Here is a 16,221-nt window from a genome sequence, read left to right on the forward strand (position 1 = left end):
GGGGGAGGACACCATGGGTTGGCTGTGGGCGGTGATCCCGGCCGTCATGATCGGCGGCGGCTGGGTCGTCGAGAACGTGCGGGGTGCGCTGAAGACGCGTCACGAGCGCACGATGGAGAGGCTGCAGGCGGAGGACAAGCGCAGGCTCGCGCTGGAGGCCGCGCACCGGCCGCCGGAGCCGGTCTGCGGCTGTACGCACCACCTGGCCAAGCACGACAAGCAGGGGCGGTGCCACGAGGTCGTCGAGGCGCCGACCGCCTGGGACGCCGAGCGGCGTCCGCTGCAGTTCGAGGCGCGCGACTGCAACTGCCAGCAGTACGTGGGGCCGGAGCCGCTGGGCACGGTGTTCGCGCCGGAGATCGTCGCTCCCGAGTGAGGCCGCCCCCGGGAGGGGCGAGCCCTGGTCCCGGCCCCGCCGGGGGCGGGACCGGGCGGCGGTACGAATGATGATCTTGTATGGATATGCTGGGAAACCGTCAGGTCCTCGTCGGGGGCGTGGATACGAGGGCGGGAGCCAGATCATGATGGGACCGGCGCATTCACTGTCGGGGGCGGCGGCGTGGCTCGGAGCCGGGGCGGTCGCCGCGGGGCTGGGGGAGCCGATGCCCTGGCCGGTGCTGCTGGTCGGTGCGCTGATCTGCGCGGGCGCCGCGCTCGCGCCGGACCTCGACCACAAGGCCGCCACGATATCCCGGGCCTTCGGTCCGGTCTCGCGCTCGCTGTGCGAGGTGATCGACAAGCTCTCGTACGCGGCCTACAAGGCCACCCGCAAGAAGGGTGATCCGCGCCGCTCGGGTGGGCACCGCACGCTGACCCACACCTGGCTGTGGGCGGCGCTCTGCGGGGCCGGCGCGTCCGCGGTGGCCGTGTTCGGCGGCCGGTGGGGCGTGCTCGCGGTGCTGTTCGTGCACATGGTGCTGGCGATCGAGGGGCTGCTCTGGCGCCACGCCAGGGTCTCCAGCGACGTGCTCGTCTGGCTGCTCGGCGCGACCAGCGCCTGGATGCTCGCCGATGTGCTCGACGAGCCCGGCAACGGTGCCGGGTGGCTGTTCGACCAGCCCGGGCAGCAGTACCTGTGGATCGGTCTGCCGGTCGCGCTCGGCGCCCTGGTGCACTGCCTGGGTGACGCGCTGACCGTCTCGGGCTGCCCGGTGTTCTGGCCCATCCCGATCGGGCGCAAGCGCTGGTACCCGGTCGGCCCGCCCAAGGGCATGCGGTTCCGGGCCGGCAGCTGGGTCGAGATCAAGGTCCTCACCCCGGTCTTCATGGGCGCCGGCGGGGTCTGCGCCCTGGGTGCGCTCGGCATCTTCGGCTGAGCCGGCCGACGGGGCCCGCCCGCGCGCCCGCCGGACGCGCCCCGTCCGAGGGGGCGTCAGTGCGGCGGGCTCCCGACCGACCTCCGGTCAAAGCTCGGTAAAGTCCGGTCAGCCCCCTAGCTGTACCATTGCACATATCACATCATGCTTCCCATGAGAAAAGCCATCGCCCTGCTCGCGGCAGCCGCGGCCGTCGCCGCCTTCGGCGGAGTGTCCGCCTCCGCCGCCGAACCCGGTACCGCCGAATTCGTCGACAGCGGGCAGGGGAAGCTCGCCTGGAGCTCCTGCAACGACGCCACCACGCCCGCACTGCAGTGCGCGATGCTCGACGTGCCGGTGGACTACGCCGACCCGCACGGCCGGAAGATCAGGATCAAGCTCAACCGGCTGCCGGCCACCGCGCCCAAGGAGAAGCAGCAGGGCCCGATCCTGCTCAACCCCGGCGGCCCCGGGGACTCCGGACTCTGGATGCCGGCCTACATCTCCGGGAAGGTCCCGCAGGATGTCGCCTCGACCTACGACTGGATCGGCTTCGACCCGCGCGGCACCAACGGCAGCGACCCCCACGTGGTCTGCGACGCCCACTACTTCGACGGCGAGCGGCCCGACTACCAGGTGAGCCAGGGCACGGCGAAGGCCTGGCTGAAGAAGGCCGCCGGCTACGCGGCCGACTGCGCCGCCGACTGGTCCTGGCTGCTGCCGCACATGACCACCGTGGACAACGCGCGCGACATGGACAGCATCCGGCGGGCCCTCGGCGTGCCGAAGATCAACTTCTACGGCGGATCCTGGGGCACCTCGCTCGGCTCCACCTACGGCCAGCTCTTCCCCTCGCACGTGCGACGCATGGTGCTCGACAGCATCGTCGGCCCGACCATCACCTGGTACGACCACAACATCCTGCAGGACAAGGAACACCAGCGCCGGTTCGAGGCCTTCGCGGCCTGGACCGCCAAGGCTGACTCCGTCTACCACCTGGGCACCGACGCCGCCGCCGTCGAGAAGGCCTACGCCCAGGTCGAGGCCGCGCTGCGCACCGACCCGGTCGACGCCGCCCCGGCCCCGGGGAAGATCGGCCCGGCCGAGTTCGAGGACACCTTCTACGGCGGCGGCTACAACTTCCTGCGCTGGCCGAGGATGGCCACCGTCCTCTCCGCCTACGTCACCCAGCACGACACCCGGCCGCTGAACATCGCCTACAACCGCTACGCGGCCCCCGGCGCCGACGACGGCACCTTCCCCGCCTACAACGCCGCCCAGTGCACCGAGAACGCGTGGCCGCGGGACTGGGAGGTCTGGAAGAAGGACCAGGCCCAGGTCGACGCCGTCGCGCCCTTCTACACCTATAACAACATGTGGTACAACGCTGCCTGCATGTTCTGGCCCCACCAGGGCAACCCGGCCGGCCGCACGAAGATCACCGGCAAGGGCCTGCCCCCGGTCCTGCTGTTCCAGGCCACCGAGGACGCCGCCACCCCGTACGAGGGCGGCCTCGCCATGCACGACGCGCTGCCCGGCTCCAAGCTGGTCGTCCAGACCGGGGGCAGCTTCCACGAGATCCTCTTCCACGACAACCCGTGCCTGGACGACACCTTCACCGCCTACCTGCGCGACGGCAGCCTGCCCGAGGGCAAGGGGCGGATCGCCAGGACCTGTGCCCCCGAAGCCGACCCGGCCCCGGTCTACGTGACCCCGCCGCCGGCCACCACCAGCAAGACCGCCACCGCCGCCGCCGGCGGGGACGCCGCGACCGGCGGAGCCGCCCCGCTCGCGCCCACCGACCCGGAGGCCGTCCGCGGCGTGCTGCGCTGACCCGTCGCCCGCGCGGCCGCCGCCCCCCTCCCCGGGGCACGCGGCCGCGCGGCCGGCTCAGGCGGGCTGACCCGGCTCGACGTCCGCGACGTCGCGGTAGCACAGCAGCGGCGCGGCCCCGGGCGGCACGTGGACGGCGACGGGGGCGAGCAGCAGCCCGGTGTGGTCGCCCCACTCGGCCAGATCCAGGACCCGGCCGACGAACCAGGCCGGCGCCGCGGCGAGGATCGGCGCGCCGAACGGGCCGTGGTACCACTCGACCAGCGGGAACTTGCCCGTGCCGCTCAGACCGCCGAACACCTCGGCCAGCCGGTGGTCGCGGGGCAGCAGGTGGACGGCGAGGGCGTCCGCCCGCAGCGCCGCCGCGTGGGTGTGGTTCGCCCGCGAGATCCACACCACGAACCGCGAGGGCCGGATCGAGCACTGGCCGGCGAAACCGACCAGGCAGCCGGCCGGCTCGCGCCCGGCGGCCGTCACCACGTAGACCGGGTAGTCCAGCAGGGCCGCGAAGGCGTCGAAGTCGCTCATGCGCCCGCCACCTCCTCGGCCTCCGCCGGTTCCACGGCGCCTCCCCGGCCGACGCTCCGTCGCCCGTGGGCCGCCTCCGGGCGTCGGGCCGAGGACTTCGCGGGATCGGTCATCGGGTGTGCCTCCTCGTCGCCAGTCGGGTCGCGACGCCTCGCGTCTGCCCGCTGCCCGCGTGGCCACACCCGGGCCCGGAGCGGCACCTGCGGTGAGCGACCGGCTGTCGGGTCGCCCGCCCCGGGCGTGTCGGACCGGCCGGACGGAGTGGTCGCGGGCCGCCCGGCACCATTCGTGTACATCCGGCCCGGTGGGGAGGACAATCGGCAGCACAGGGCGGGAAGACGAACGAGGAGGCCGATCATGCGGAGCCTCACGCACCGCTACGCGGTGACCCTGCCCGGTCCGGTCGGCGGGCACGCCCCGCCCACCGTCGTCGTGGTGCACTCCACCGGCGTGGTGGGGCCCGGTGGGCGTCCGGTCTGGGAGAACGCGGACGGTGACCTACGGGTGGAGATCGCCGGCGAGGTGGCCACCGTCCTCGCCGCGCCCACCGGCACCGGCCGGCACAGCTGCCTCCTGGCGGTGCCGCTGCGCTGAGTGCCCGCCGCGGGTGCCGGCGTCAGTGGGCGTCGGCCGCCATCGCCTCGCGGACGGTGACCAGGCACGGGTCGCAGTAGCGGTCCGGCGTCAGGGGCTCGGCGCTGTCCGCCGGAGGTGCCACGCGCTGGGCGGGTTCCAGGAACCGGCCGCACAGCGAGGTCGTCGCGTCGTCCTTCGTGACGACGTGCCACACCACGGTCGGGGGGAAGATCGCCGGGTCGTGCTCGGCCCACATCTCGTACACGGCTGCCTCCGGGATTCGCTGGGGCTCGTCACCCCATGCAACCCCCGCTGCGGCGGCTCGGCCACCGGGCGGCGCCCGGTGGGATGGCACGGCGGGCGGGCCCGTCGTCCCCACCGCCCGGAGCCCGTGGGGAAATCCGCCCGCGCGCCGATCGGACGGTCGGTAGATTGCTGCGGTCGTCCGCCCGGGCTCCGGGCGGACGTCCGCCCGGCCTCGCCACCGCCGGGCCCGTCGACCCAGCGAAGGAGCGCACGTGACCCAGCCGCGGATGGTGCCCGAGCCCTACGACGAGGGCATGCTCGACGTCGGCGACGGCAACCAGGTCTACTGGCAGGTCCGCGGGACCCCCGGCGGCAAGCCCGCCGTCGTGGTGCACGGCGGCCCCGGCGGGGGCTTCCACCGCGGCGGCTACGGGCGGTTCGACCGGGCCGGCTACCGGCTGGTGCTGTTCGACCAGCGCGGCTGCGGCCGCAGCACCCCGAACGCCGCCGACCCGGCCACCGACATGCGGCACAACACCACCCACCACCTGATCGCCGACATGGAACGGCTCCGGGAGCACCTGGGCATCGAGCGCTGGCTGCTGTACGGCTACTCCTGGGGCTCCGCCCTCAGCCTGGCCTACGCCCAGCAGTACCCCGAGCGGGTGTCCGAGATCATCCTGGCGGCCGTCTTCGGCGGTCGGCGCAGCGACATCGATTGGCTGTACCGGGGAGCCGGGCGGTTCTACCCCGAGGCCTGGGAGCGGTTCCTCGCCGGGGTGCCGGGCACCCCGCGCGACGGCGACCTGCTCGGCGCCTACGCCCGGCGCCTGGAGGACCCGGACCCGGAGGTGCGGGAGCGGGCGGCCCTGGACTGGTCCGCCTGGGAGGACGCGCTGCTCTCGCACGAACTGCCCGGGCGGCGCGGCCCGTTCACCGGTCTGCCGCGGGCCGAGCGGATGGCCCTCGTGCGGACCTGCGCGCACTACTTCTCCCACGGCCTGTTCCTGGAGGACGACGCGCTGGTGCGCGGCGCCCACCGGCTGGCCGGCATCCCCGGCGTGCTGGTGCACGGCCGGATGGACATGAACGGACCGCTCCAGGCCGTCTGGGAGCTGGTCAGGGCCTGGCCGGACGCCGAACTGCTGGTCGCCGAGGACGCCGGGCACCTCGACAGCGAGACCAAGGTCCGTCACGTCTTCGAGGCCATCGAACGCTTCGCGGCCCGCTGACGGTCGGTCGACGGCCCGCTGACGGCCTCTTGACGGCCCGCCCGGTCCGGCCCGCTCCGGGCGCGGCTCCCGGTCGCGGCGGAGGGGCCGCCCCCGCACGCGGGTGGCGTGCGGGGGCGGCCCCTCCGGTGCGGGCCGTCCGACGGGTGCTCAGGCCTGGCAGCGGCCGGTGGCCCAGTCGACGGTGGCGGTGGCCTGGGAGTAGCGCCACTCGGGGGTCAGCAGGTCGCGGTCGAGCTGCGCGGCCGCCGTGCCGTCCTCGACGACGTAGCCGAAGTCCTGCAGCCAGGCCGGGTAGAGGTTCTTGGAGCCGATGTAGAAGGCGGATCCGTCGACCGCCACCAGCTTGTGGTGCAGCGCGTACGGGTGGCCGTCGGCCCAGGTGGCGGAGGGGGCGGCGCGGAAGGTGGCGAGCTGGAGGTTGCTGCAGAGCGCGGCGCCGGCCTTGGTCCGGTCCCCGGTGAGGGCGGTCAGCCGGGCCTTGAGGACGTCGCTGATCTCGTTGAGGGACTTGATCTGCGAGTAGCCGCCGCTGCCGACGGTGCCGCGGTTGGCGGGGTCGCTCACCACGATGCGGACCTTGACCCCGGCGGCGAGCTTGGCGGCCAGCGTCTCGTAGAGCCGGGAGTCGTAGCGGGGGAGCGGCGGGCAGGTGCCGTTCATGTCCTGCTGGGAGATCTCGATGTGGCTGGTGGCCCCGGCCACGAGGGCGCGAAGCGCGTTCTCCTCGGGGTTGACCGTCTCGTAGTCGCGGTCGGCGTTGGTGTTGTCGTGCAGGGTGAGCGGGCTGCACTTGGCGTCGGACGCGCCGGTGACCGGGCCCGGGCGGTAGTCGGAGGAGGGGTCGGCGGCGCGGATGCCGACGCCGAGGCCGCCGACGGCGAGGACGGGGACGTTGCCGGTGGCGGGTGCGTCCGGGTTGAGCTCCCGCTCCATCGACGGCCGGCAGGCGGCGCCGTCGGTGGAGGCGAACCAGGCGTTGTCGAGGACGCCGGTGCGTCCGCAGGTCCACTCCCAGAGGGTGTCCAGGTAGCGGGCCGCGGAGCCGGCGGCGGGGCCGGTGAGGGCGAGGTCGACGTCCGAGACGGGGTGCGCGGTGTCGAGGTAGTCGTCCTTCCAGCCGTTGATGCCGCCGGCGATCACGCTGCGGCCGTCGACGACCAGGAGCTTGGAGTGGTTCCAGGAGAAGGCGGTGCGCGAGGTGGTCATCGAGGCGACGGTGAGGGTCACCGACCGGGCCGCCGGGCCGAGCTTGGCGACCAGTTCGTCGCGGTAGCGGGACGGCAGGACGTTGGCGTTGTAGAGCGGGGCGGCGCCGACCAGGATCCGCACCTGGAGGCGGTGGCCGGCCGCGACCGAGGTCTTGAGGCCCTCGACCAGGGCGTCCTGGAAGCCGCCGTTCGGGAACGGCGCGAGGGTGGAGACGTCCACCGTCCGGGTGGCCGAGGCGACGTTCGCGCGCATCCGGTCGAGCAGGGCGCGGGTGCCGGGGCGGTCCGTGCAGGTGCTGTCGCCCCAGCAGCCGGGGGTCTGCAGCAGCCAGCCGGCCGGGTCGTCCGCGGTGGCGTCGAGGCTGTTGCCCTCGGTGCGCTGCCAGACGGTGCCCTCCAGGCCGGGCGCGACCTCGCGCAGGGCCTGCTCGACGGCGTCGAGGTGGGGTGTCGCACCGGGGGCGGCCGGGCCGTTCGCGGCGTCGGCGTGGGCGGGCGGCGGCGTCGCGAGGGAGAGCAGGGTGGTGGCTGCGGCGGCGGCCAGGGCGGAGCGCAGCAGACGGTCGGACCGGCGGGACCAGGGGAGGTGCACGTGTGGTTCCTTGCAGGAGGTGACGGGTGTTCACCCGTGGGACGACCTGAGATTACCCAGAAGTAACCTGATCCTTAAATCTGAGCATGACAATGAGTCACCAGGCCGGAATCACACCCGCCGTCCGGCCCCCGCCGTCGGACCCCCGCCCTTCGGCCCCCGCCGACCGCCGGGGTCCGACGGCGCGTCAGCCACCCCCGCCGCCGCCCCGCACCGTAGCGTCGGCCCATGCTCATCGGCCTGCTGTCCGCCCTCCTGGCCGCACTGCTCACCGGCACGGCCACCGTGCTGCAGGCGGTCGGCGCCCGCAGGGCGGCCACCTCCCCGCAGACGGGCGAGACCGCCGCTCTCGCCGGAGCGCTCCGGCAGTGGCCCTTCCTGGTCGGGGTCGGGATGGACATGCTCGGCTTCGCCGCCGAACTCGTCGCCCTGGGGCGGCTGCCGCTCTACGTCGTCGAGGCCGCGCTGGCCTCGGCGCTCGCGGTGACCGCCGTCGGCGCCTCCCGGGTGCTGGGCGTACGCCTGCGGCGCAGCGAGTGGCTGGGCGTGGCCGCCGTCTGCGCCGGGCTCTGCGTGCTCGCGCTCACCGCGGGGCGGGACGGCCAGGGCAAGGGCGACGAGGCGCTGCGGCTGGGCGTGCTGCTCGTCGCGGTCCTGCTGCTCGGGGCCGGCCGGCTGGTGGTCCGCTTCGGCGGCGCCCGCCGCACCCCGCTGCTCGGCCTGGTCGCGGGCCTGCAGTTCGGGGTGGTCGGCGTCGCCGCACGGGTGCTGCCCGACCCGAGGCTCCCGGACCTGCTGACCGAGCCCTCGGCGTACGCCATCGCGGTCGCCGGCCTCGGCGGCTTCGCCGCGCTGACCTGGGCGATGCAGCACGGCTCGGTGACGGCGGCGACGGCCGCGATGGTGCTCGGCGAGACGCTGGGCCCCGCCGCGGTCGGGGTGCTCGTGCTGGGCGACCACACCCGGCACGACCTGACCCCGTTGGCCGTCCTCGGCTTCGCGGCCGCGGTGATCGGCGCGCTGACCCTGGCGCGCTTCGGCGACGCCGAACAGCCCGCCGCCGCGGGCTGACCGGGCGGCCGCCCGCGGGTGGCGGAGGATCCGTCACACCGTCAGGAGCGGGAAGGCGCTCCCGGTGGAGGGCGCGATCCGGCGCAGGTCGGCCGGGCCGAGGGCGAGGTCCTCGACGGCCCGGCGCCGGGTGGTCAGGGTGACGCCCTCACGGCGCAGGGCGGCCCGCCAGCCGGCGAGGCGGGCGGGCAGGTCGGCACCGTCGGGGGAGACGGTAACGGTGGGCGGCGGCGGTCCGGCAGCCGCCCGGGCGCGCTCGCGGGCGACCTCGGAGAACCCGCACACCTCCAGGCTCGCCTGCTCGGCGTCGTCCAGACCGGCGCTGTCCGCGAGGCGGCGCGCCAGCGGGTTCAGGGCGACCGCGCGGGCGAGGGAGAGCCGGTGCACGCCGGCACTGCGGTCGTCCAGGCGCAGCGGCTCGGGGACGTCGCGGATGCCGCAGCGGCCGCGCACGCCCCGGGCGGCGGCAGCCAGCATGGCGCTGGCCTCCGAGGGGTGCCAGCCGAAGACCCGGCGGACCGGTTCGACGTGCGCGGCGCCCAGGGCGAAGCCGGCCGGCGGCAGCCGAGCGAAGAGTTCCCGCGTCGGGACCTCCCGGTCCAGGGCGGGGCCGGCGACCCAGACCCGGGTCGGCAGCCGGGTGCGGACGCAGGCGGCGAGGACGAGGGCGTCGCCGAGCGGGCTGCGCAGCGTCGGCTCGGTGCCGTCGGACAGGATGTCGCCGCCGACGTCGACCACGTCGACGTGCGTCGCGCCGCAGTGCCGGGCCGCCGCCGCGACGGTGCGAGTCAGCCCGGCCGCACCGCCGTACGGGTCCAGCAGGCCGAGCGGCAGCGGAAGTTCGGCGGCCAGTCGGGGCAGTGAGGAGCCGGCCGGGAGGATCGGCGCGGTCCGGGCCGTGACCAGGTCGAGGTGGGGCGCCGGGCTGTCCAGGCCGGTGAAGTCCGCGCGGCCGCGCGGGCCGGGCAACGGATCGACGACCAGGCGCTCCCAGGAGTACGTCAGGACGAGCGCGGGCGCGGCCGGGCCGTACAGCGCCGCGTGCAGCATGACGGCGGCGATGACGTCCCCGCCCCCGCCCGCGGCGATCAGAAGTCTCTTCATGCCGACCAGGGTTACCGCCCTCCCGGGGCAAGTACCAGACCTCCACAAGCAATTGATCGGTCGACATATTTCTCCAGCGTGCGAACCTCTCAACTCCCCGGCCGCGCCGCTTTCGTCACTCGGAGAATCCGACCCGTGACCGCGGGATTCCGGTCCGCCTAGCGTCATGTCCCGGGCTTGACCGGACCTTGACCTGGCCGAACGGAGTCACCACCCCGATGAGCACCTCCCCCCTGCTCCACCTCACCCCGCGTCCCCCCGCCGACACCCCCGCCGAGGCCCTCGGCACCCCCTACCGGCAGTACGTCTACGCCTACCCGCACCAGAAGTCCTACCGCGCCCTGGCCGACGGGCCGGCGCTCGCCGACATCTGGGCCGGAGAGCGGCTGGACGCCCTCTCGCTCTACGTCCACGTGCCGTTCTGCGAGATGCGCTGCGGCTTCTGCAACCTGTTCACCCGCACCGGCGCCCCCGAACAGATCACCACCGCCTGGCTGGACACCCTCGAACGGCAGGCCCGGGCCACCCGCGAGGCCCTCGAGGCCCAGGGCCGCGACATCCGGTTCACCCTCGCCGCGTTCGGCGGCGGCACGCCCACCTACCTCACGGCCGCCGAACTGACCCGCCTCGCCGACCTCTGCGAGAACGTCATGGGCGCCGACCTCCGGGCCGTCCCCTGGTCGGTGGAGACCTCCCCGGCCACCGCCACGCCGGACCGGATCGCCGTCCTCGCCGAACGCGGCGCCACCCGGGTCAGCATCGGCGTGCAGACCTTCCTCGAGGAGGAGGCCCGCGCGGCCGTCCGGCCGCAGAAGCGCTCCGAGGTCGACGCCGCCCTCACCCGGCTGAAGGCCGCCGCCTTCCCGATCCTCAACATCGACCTCATCTACGGGATCCAGGGCCAGACCGAGGAGACCTTCCGGACCTCCCTGGACGCGGCGCTGAGCTGGGAACCCGAGGAGGTCTACCTCTACCCGCTGTACGTCCGCCCGCTCACCGGGCTCGACGGCCGGCACGAGGACACCGGCGAGAGCTGGGACGAACAGCGGCTGCGGCTCTACCGGTTCGGCCGCGACCACCTGCTCGCCGCCGGCTACCGGCAGACCTCGATGCGGGTCTTCCAACGGGCCGGCACCGCCGCCGTCGACCAGGCCGACGACGCGGGCATCAGCGAGTACAACCAGCAGGCCGGGATGGTCGGCCTGGGCGTCGGCGCCCGCTCGTTCACCACCGGACTGCACTACACCACGGACTACGCGGTCGCCGTCCCCGAGGTCCGCCGGATCATCGACGACTACATCGCCACCCCCACCGAGGACTTCCGGCGCGCCCAGTGGGCGTTCACCATGGACGACGACGAGCGCCGCCGGATGTACCTGCTGCAGACCCTGCTGGAGAGCGGCGGCACCGTCGTCGAGCAGTACCGCGGCCGGTTCGGCGACACGCCCGCCGCGCACTTCCCGGCGCAGTTCGCGACCCTCGCCGAGCGCGGCTGGCTGACCGGCGGCGACACCCTGCGGCTCACCCCCGAGGGCATGGCCTGGTCGGACGCCGTCGGCCCGCTGTTCTTCTCCCCGCGGGTCGACGCCGCCATGGCGGCCTACCGGGACCGCTAGACGAGTGGTTCCGAAGTCGGTCAGTGGCCGACTCGGGCGCCGACACCTTCGATGGTCCGGCCGCCATGCTGTGCGAGGCCGAGCCGGCCCTTGAGAACCGGAAAACCCAGCCGACTTCGCAACCACTCGTCCGGGCCGCCCCCACCGGCCAGCCCTACCAGGCGGTTCAGCCCACACCGACCCCGTTGGTCTGGGAGAGCGGGAAGCAACCGGGAGTCTCCTTGGTCAGCGAGATCTCCAGACTCCCGACGGCGTCCGGGTGGAGCCCGTCCTTGGGGGCGGTGTCGAGCAGCAGCAGGCTCTCCCCCGGCGGGATGGCGGCGGGGTGCAGGATCGAGATGCGGCCGTTCGAGGGGTCCAGAGACATCACCGACTCCAGTCGGCTGCTGTCGGTGGCCACCGGGGTGTGGCAGGAGGCGGAGGGCGTCATCACCACGGCGGGCACGCCCACCGAGCGCAGGGCGTCCTGGAGCCCGGACCACTCGGCGCCGATCAGCTGGAAGGAGACGGTGCCGTCCTGGTGGGGAGTCACCGTGTAGGAGGCGGTGGTGAGCTGCACCGCGGTCGAGCTGCCACCGGTCGAGCGCGGAGCGGCGGAACCGGCCTGCGGCGTCGGCGCCGCACCGGTGGCGCCGTCGTGCGGCATCAGGACGACCGCAGTGGTCGCGGCGGCCAGCCCGAGGCCGGTCGCCACCAGCCTACGGGTGTAGCGAGGCCGGACCCTGGCGGCGGTGGCCGCGACGGGCATGTTCTCGGCACGGACGGCGAGTTCGGCGCCGAGCTTCTGCTGAAAGTGCAGGGGCGTGGTCACGAGGCGGCCTCCAGGAGAACGTTCACGGACGTGCTGGTGGTGTTGCTCTGTGGGACGACCTTCTGCAGCGCCTTGCGGGCCCGGTGCAACCGCACCCGGGCGGTGGCCGCGCTGATGCCCAGCGCCTTGGCCGCCTCACGGACGGCCAGCCCGTCGACGGCGACCAGGTCCAGCACCGCACGCAGCGGCTCGGACAGCGCGGTGTGCCGAGCGGCCAGCCCACGGGCCTCGCGCTCGGCGTCGATGCGCCCCTCGATCGCGGACACGTCCTGGTCGTCCAGCAACCGCTGACCGGCGATCCTGGCCACCGCGTTGCGTTCCCGGGCACAGCCGCGGAAGTGCGAGGCCAGGACGTTGCGGGAGATGCCGAACAGCCAGGCGCCGGGCGCGCCGCGCCGGGCGTCGTAGCTGTCGGCCTGCTCCAGCGCCGTCAGGAAGATGTCGGCCGTCAGATCGGCCGCCAGGTGGGCACTGTCCGTGCGCCGCGTGACGAAGCCGAGCACGGTGTCGAACTGCTGACGGTAGAACACGGCGAACGCCGCCGGGTCACGCGAGGGTGGTGCTATCGGATGCTCCGCTGACACGGATGACTCCTTGGGACGACGAGCACTGCCTTACGTCTCTTCTTGGCTCCACCGGTCCGAGGCGTTACACGCGATCCTTCCGGCTTCCCTGGACGGCTCCGCTGACGACCGCGGGCTCGGCCGCAGGCCCGACGGGCCGTCCCACGGATCCCAGCCCTACGCCGACGCTGGCCGCAGTAGGGACGGAGGCGTCGAACGGACCCTGGCCAGGGCTGGGCCCCCGGGCGCCCGGGCCGTCGCGACCCCCGCCGCGGCGGCCCGGGCGGTGGCGTCCCCTCCCGGCTCCCGGCCGACCACCGCTCAGGCGGCCCCGGCGGCCACCCGCGCCCGGCTCCGCACCGGGACCGACACCACCACCAGACCGCCCAGCAGCAGCGCCGTCCCGAGCGCCGCCCAGCCGCCGAGCCGCTCACCCAGCAGCAGCACCCCCAGCAGCGCCGCCACCAGCGGCTCCGCCAGGCTCAGCGTCCCGGTGGTCGCCGCGCTGATCCGCTGCGCACCCCGGGTGAACAGCAGGTACCCGACGGCCGTCGTCGCCAGCGCCAGCCAGCCGATCAGCACCAGCGCGCGCACCGAGCCCAGACCGGCCGGGGCCACCGCGATCCACGGTGCCACCAGCAGGCCCGCCCCCAGCACGCTCACCGGCGCGGCGGCGCCCGCGTCCGCGCCCGCCGCCGCGAGGCGCTTGCCCGCCACGACGTACACCCCGAACGAGGCCCCCGCCACCGCGGCCAGCAGCACGCCCACCAGGTCCGTCCGGCCGGAGCTGCCGGGCAGCAGCAGGAGGCCGATCCCGGCGACGGCGAAGCCCGTGCCGGCCCACCACGGCCCGCCCAGCCGATCGCCCTGCACCAACCGGGCGCACAGCCCCGCCACCGCCGGAACGCTGCCGAAGGCCACCGCGGTGGCGACCGCGGCCCCCGTCCGGTCCACCGCGGGCAGGAAGGCGGCCTGGAACACGGCCGTGACCGCGACGCTCAACAGCACCCAGGCACGCGCGCCCCGGCGCCACAGCGTCCGCAGCCCGGCCGGGCGCACCGCCACCGCGCACAGCACCGCACCCCCCAGCAGCATCCGGCAGGCCCCCAGCGCCACCGGATCCACCCCGGCCTCCGCCGACAGCTGCGCCGGACCGACCGTGCCCCACAGACACGCCGCGGCCAGCACCGGCACCACCCCGCCCCGCACCGCTCCTCCGGCAGCCACCCGCGCTCTCCCCTCGCCCGCCCCCGCCGACGGCGGCGCCGGCTCCGACGACCCTAGGGGCGCCCCGCAGGCCGGCCAATTGGGGGAACCGCTCGACCCCGGACACCCCGGCGGCCCCCGCCACGGACCTTCCGCCAACCGCACCGCCCCGGGGCTGGCCTCCCGGGCTGCAGCCGGGCCACAGCCGGGCCGTCAGCCGCGCAGGCGGGTGTTGAGCCGGGCGGCCTGACGCGTCAGGTGGTCGCGCTCGGCCAGGTCGGGCGCGCGGTGGGCCGCCTCGGCGTACAGCCGCGCGGCCGTGGCGAGGTCGCCGTCGCGCTCGTGCAGGTACGCCGCCACCGCGGTGTGGCGGGGCAGCGAGTCGTCCAGTCCGGCGAGCGCCGCCAGCCCGGCGCGCGGCCCGTCCGCCTCCCCGACCGCGACCGCGCGGTTGAGCCGCACCACCGGACTGCCGTTCAGACGGACCAACTCGTCGTACCACTCGACGATCTGCACCCAGTCGGTCTCCCCGGCGCTCCGGGCGTCGGCGTGCAGGGCCGCGATGGCGGCCTGGGCCTGGAACTCGCCCAGCCGGTCGCGGGCCAGGGCCGCCTGGAGGATCCCGACGCCCTCGGCGATCGCCCGGGTGTCCCAGCGGGAGCGGTCCTGCTCCGCCAGCGGCACCAGGCTGCCGTCCGGCGCGGTCCGGGCCGCCCGCCGGGCGTGGTGGAGCAGCATCAGCGCGAGCAGGCCCGCCACCTCGGGGTGGTCGATCACGGCGGCGAGCTGCCTGGTCAGCCGGATCGCCTCGGCGGCGAGGTCCACGTCGCCGCCGTAGCCCTCGTTGAAGACCAGGTAGAGCACCCGCAGCACGGTCGCGACGTCCCCGTTGCGGTCGAGCCGCACGCCGGAGACGGTGCGCTTGGCCCGGCTGATCCGCTGCGCCATCGTCGCCTCGGGCACCAGGTAGGCCCGGGCGATCTGGCGGGTGGTCAGGCCGCCCACCGCGCGCAGGGTGAGCGCGACGGCGGAGGCCGGGGTCAGCGAGGGGTGGGCGCACAGGAAGTAGAGGCGCAGCGTGTCGTCCACGGCCGGGGCGGGCCCGGGCGGCGGCTCCTCGACGAGGCGGTCCTCGCGCCGGCGGCGGGCGGAGTCCGCGCGGGCGGCGTCGAGGAACTTCCGCCACGCCACGGTGACCAGCCAGCCCTTCGGGTCGCGCGGCTGGTCGGCCGGCCAGACCCGCACCGCCTCGACCAGCGCCTCCTGGACGGCGTCCTCGGCCGCCGCGAAGTCTGCTCCGCGGCGGACGAGGACACCGAGCACGCCCGGCGTGAGGCTCCTCAGCAGGGCTTCGTCCACGGGGTGGGTCACTCCGAGATGGTGGGCGGGGCGGCCAGGAAGGGGCGCAGCTCCAGCCACTCGTGGATCGGCCGACCGCCCGCGCCGGGGGCGGCCGACAGCTCGCCGGCCAGCTCGACGGCGCGCTCGTGGCTGTCGACGTCGATCACCATCCAGCCGGCGATGAGGTCCTTGGTCTCGGCGAACGGGCCGTCGGTCACCGGCGGGCGCCCCTCACCGTCGTACCGGACCCAGGAGCCCTCGGGCGCGAGCGCCTGGCCGTCGACGAACTCGCCGCTCTTCTCGAGCCGGGCCGCGAAGTCGTTCATGTACTGGATGTGGGCCGAGATCTCCTCCGGCGTCCACTGGTCCATCGGCACGTTGTTCACGGGGGCCGGGGCGCCGCGGTAGTGCTTCAGCAGCAGGTACTTGGCCATCGTCTTCTCCTCGGAGCGGGTGCGACCATTCTCGTCGCGTTCGGCCCTGGGACGGAGCCGGGCACGGGTTCTCGACACGGGCGACGGAGATTTCTCCGAAGAGTTTTCCCGGGGCCCGGCCACGCCCTGGCGCCCCGCGCCCCGCCGCGCGCGTCCGCGGGGTGAGGGGGCGCTCCCCGGCCCGGACGGTGCGCCCGGTGCCACGGCGGTGCCGGGGTCGTGCGCGGGCGCCGGGTTCGGCCGGATCGCGTCGGGACGGTCCGTGGGCACCCTGTCCGCCCGGCGGCGGGCGGGCGAGAATGTCCCGGCTGCGTACGGGGGGCGGGCCGGAACGGCCCGTTCCCGTGCGCAGCCGTGTCGTTCCGATGCCAGCATGGAGGTGTGCCGACCGTGTGCAGGAACCTTCCGCGAACCGTGTTGTCGGGTGTGCTGACCGCCGCAGTCGTCGTGGGGGGGGGCGGGGGGGGGGCCGGCCCCCCCCACCCCCCCCCCGGGGGGGCCCCCCCGGGGGGGGGGGGCGCCCGGGGGCGGGGGGGGGGGGCCCCGCGGGCGGCCCCCCCCC

General features: G+C 75.0%; 16 protein-coding genes and 1 pseudogene. 7 read left to right on the forward strand and 10 right to left on the reverse strand.

Translation table 11 applies throughout. From position 1 onward, the window contains the following. Positions 1-13 precede the first annotated feature (13 nt). The 3 genes from ACFYUY_RS37845 to ACFYUY_RS37855 all read left to right on the forward strand — a co-directional run bounded on the left by ACFYUY_RS37845 (position 14) and on the right by ACFYUY_RS37855 (position 3,128). The gene (locus ACFYUY_RS37845; RefSeq protein WP_360223180.1) at positions 14-376 is read left to right on the forward strand and encodes a hypothetical protein; all 363 of its coding nucleotides are present in this window, start codon (positions 14-16) and stop codon (positions 374-376) included. A 145-nt stretch (positions 377-521) separates the two neighbouring features. Next, entirely contained in the window at positions 522-1,316 is a 795-nt protein-coding gene (locus ACFYUY_RS37850) for a metal-dependent hydrolase (RefSeq protein ID WP_387907725.1), read from the forward strand. A gap of 153 nt (positions 1,317-1,469) precedes the next feature. Continuing rightward, positions 1,470-3,128 (forward strand): alpha/beta hydrolase, encoded by a 1,659-nt coding sequence (locus ACFYUY_RS37855; RefSeq protein WP_387907728.1) that lies wholly within the window; start codon positions 1,470-1,472, stop codon positions 3,126-3,128. Positions 3,129-3,185: 57 nt separating this feature from the next. On the opposite strand, the gene ACFYUY_RS37860 is transcribed toward ACFYUY_RS37855, so the two are convergent. After that, on the reverse strand, positions 3,186-3,656 hold the full coding sequence (locus ACFYUY_RS37860; protein ID WP_387907730.1) for a flavin reductase family protein: 471 nt from the start codon (positions 3,654-3,656) through the stop codon (positions 3,186-3,188). Between the two features lie 357 nt (positions 3,657-4,013). Between ACFYUY_RS37860 and ACFYUY_RS37865 the strand changes: the two genes are divergently transcribed. Further along, positions 4,014-4,250: a DUF6296 family protein gene (locus ACFYUY_RS37865; RefSeq protein ID WP_360222830.1), complete on the forward strand. Its 237-nt coding sequence runs from the start codon at positions 4,014-4,016 to the stop codon at positions 4,248-4,250. Between the two features lie 22 nt (positions 4,251-4,272). On the opposite strand, the gene ACFYUY_RS37870 is transcribed toward ACFYUY_RS37865, so the two are convergent. Beyond that, complete coding sequence (locus ACFYUY_RS37870; protein ID WP_360222833.1) at positions 4,273-4,497, reverse strand: hypothetical protein; 225 nt, start codon at positions 4,495-4,497, stop codon at positions 4,273-4,275. Between the two features lie 268 nt (positions 4,498-4,765). Here ACFYUY_RS37870 and pip point away from each other — a divergent pair, with 268 nt between their 5' ends. Then, a complete protein-coding gene (gene pip, locus ACFYUY_RS37875; RefSeq protein ID WP_360222859.1) occupies positions 4,766-5,710 on the forward strand; it encodes a prolyl aminopeptidase in 945 nt (314 codons plus the stop codon). Positions 5,711-5,860: 150 nt separating this feature from the next. On the opposite strand, the gene ACFYUY_RS37880 is transcribed toward pip, so the two are convergent. Continuing rightward, positions 5,861-7,513 (reverse strand): phospholipase, encoded by a 1,653-nt coding sequence (locus tag ACFYUY_RS37880; RefSeq protein WP_387907733.1) that lies wholly within the window; start codon positions 7,511-7,513, stop codon positions 5,861-5,863. Positions 7,514-7,741: 228 nt separating this feature from the next. Between ACFYUY_RS37880 and ACFYUY_RS37885 the strand changes: the two genes are divergently transcribed. Next, positions 7,742-8,584 (forward strand): hypothetical protein, encoded by an 843-nt coding sequence (locus tag ACFYUY_RS37885; RefSeq protein WP_387907736.1) that lies wholly within the window; start codon positions 7,742-7,744, stop codon positions 8,582-8,584. Positions 8,585-8,617: 33 nt separating this feature from the next. Here the strand turns inward: ACFYUY_RS37885 and ACFYUY_RS37890 are convergent, their stop codons facing one another. Beyond that, complete coding sequence (locus ACFYUY_RS37890) at positions 8,618-9,688, reverse strand: DUF1152 domain-containing protein (protein ID WP_387907739.1); 1,071 nt, start codon at positions 9,686-9,688, stop codon at positions 8,618-8,620. Positions 9,689-9,906: 218 nt separating this feature from the next. On the opposite strand from ACFYUY_RS37890, the gene ACFYUY_RS37895 reads away from it, so the two are divergent. Continuing rightward, the gene (locus ACFYUY_RS37895; RefSeq protein ID WP_387907741.1) at positions 9,907-11,304 is read left to right on the forward strand and encodes an STM4012 family radical SAM protein; all 1,398 of its coding nucleotides are present in this window, start codon (positions 9,907-9,909) and stop codon (positions 11,302-11,304) included. A gap of 29 nt (positions 11,305-11,333) precedes the next feature. Here the strand turns inward: ACFYUY_RS37895 and ACFYUY_RS37900 are convergent. The 6 genes and pseudogenes from ACFYUY_RS37900 to ACFYUY_RS37925 form a co-directional block, all read right to left on the reverse strand. Beyond that, positions 11,334-11,444 (reverse strand): annotated as a pseudogene (locus ACFYUY_RS37900) (IS982 family transposase); the annotation flags it as partial. Between the two features lie 26 nt (positions 11,445-11,470). Continuing rightward, positions 11,471-12,115, reverse strand: coding sequence for a hypothetical protein (locus tag ACFYUY_RS37905; RefSeq protein WP_360222847.1), 645 nt, complete (start codon positions 12,113-12,115; stop codon positions 11,471-11,473). Then, positions 12,112-12,699, reverse strand: coding sequence for an RNA polymerase sigma factor (locus tag ACFYUY_RS37910; RefSeq protein WP_387907744.1), 588 nt, complete (start codon positions 12,697-12,699; stop codon positions 12,112-12,114). Before ACFYUY_RS37910 ends, ACFYUY_RS37905 begins: the two co-directional genes overlap by 4 nt. Positions 12,700-12,999: 300 nt before the next feature. After that, on the reverse strand, positions 13,000-13,905 hold the full coding sequence (locus ACFYUY_RS37915) for a DMT family transporter (protein ID WP_387907746.1): 906 nt from the start codon (positions 13,903-13,905) through the stop codon (positions 13,000-13,002). A 192-nt stretch (positions 13,906-14,097) separates the two neighbouring features. Continuing rightward, a complete protein-coding gene (locus ACFYUY_RS37920) occupies positions 14,098-15,243 on the reverse strand; it encodes an RNA polymerase sigma factor (RefSeq protein WP_387907760.1) in 1,146 nt (381 codons plus the stop codon). Between the two features lie 8 nt (positions 15,244-15,251). After that, positions 15,252-15,659 carry a YciI family protein gene (locus ACFYUY_RS37925; RefSeq protein ID WP_387907748.1) on the reverse strand — a complete coding sequence of 136 codons (408 nt, stop codon included), beginning with the start codon at positions 15,657-15,659 and terminating at the stop codon, positions 15,252-15,254. Positions 15,660-16,221 lie beyond the last annotated feature (562 nt).

The sequence above is a fragment of the Kitasatospora sp. NPDC004745 genome (assembly GCF_042873275.1).
Classification (GTDB): domain Bacteria; phylum Actinomycetota; class Actinomycetes; order Streptomycetales; family Streptomycetaceae; genus Kitasatospora.

Coding starts and splice junctions, on each gene's coding strand:
- pip (WP_360222859.1), top strand. CDS start 4,766: ATGGTGCCCGAGCCCTACGACGAGGGCATGCTCGACGTCGGCGACGGC.
- ACFYUY_RS37890 (WP_387907739.1), bottom strand. CDS start 9,688: ATGAAGAGACTTCTGATCGCCGCGGGCGGGGGCGGGGACGTCATCGCC.
- ACFYUY_RS37925 (WP_387907748.1), bottom strand. CDS start 15,659: ATGGCCAAGTACCTGCTGCTGAAGCACTACCGCGGCGCCCCGGCCCCC.
- ACFYUY_RS37855 (WP_387907728.1), top strand. CDS start 1,470: ATGAGAAAAGCCATCGCCCTGCTCGCGGCAGCCGCGGCCGTCGCCGCC.
- ACFYUY_RS37845 (WP_360223180.1), top strand. CDS start 14: ATGGGTTGGCTGTGGGCGGTGATCCCGGCCGTCATGATCGGCGGCGGC.
- ACFYUY_RS37860 (WP_387907730.1), bottom strand. CDS start 3,656: ATGAGCGACTTCGACGCCTTCGCGGCCCTGCTGGACTACCCGGTCTAC.
- ACFYUY_RS37850 (WP_387907725.1), top strand. CDS start 522: ATGATGGGACCGGCGCATTCACTGTCGGGGGCGGCGGCGTGGCTCGGA.
- ACFYUY_RS37865 (WP_360222830.1), top strand. CDS start 4,014: ATGCGGAGCCTCACGCACCGCTACGCGGTGACCCTGCCCGGTCCGGTC.
- ACFYUY_RS37895 (WP_387907741.1), top strand. CDS start 9,907: ATGAGCACCTCCCCCCTGCTCCACCTCACCCCGCGTCCCCCCGCCGAC.
- ACFYUY_RS37885 (WP_387907736.1), top strand. CDS start 7,742: ATGCTCATCGGCCTGCTGTCCGCCCTCCTGGCCGCACTGCTCACCGGC.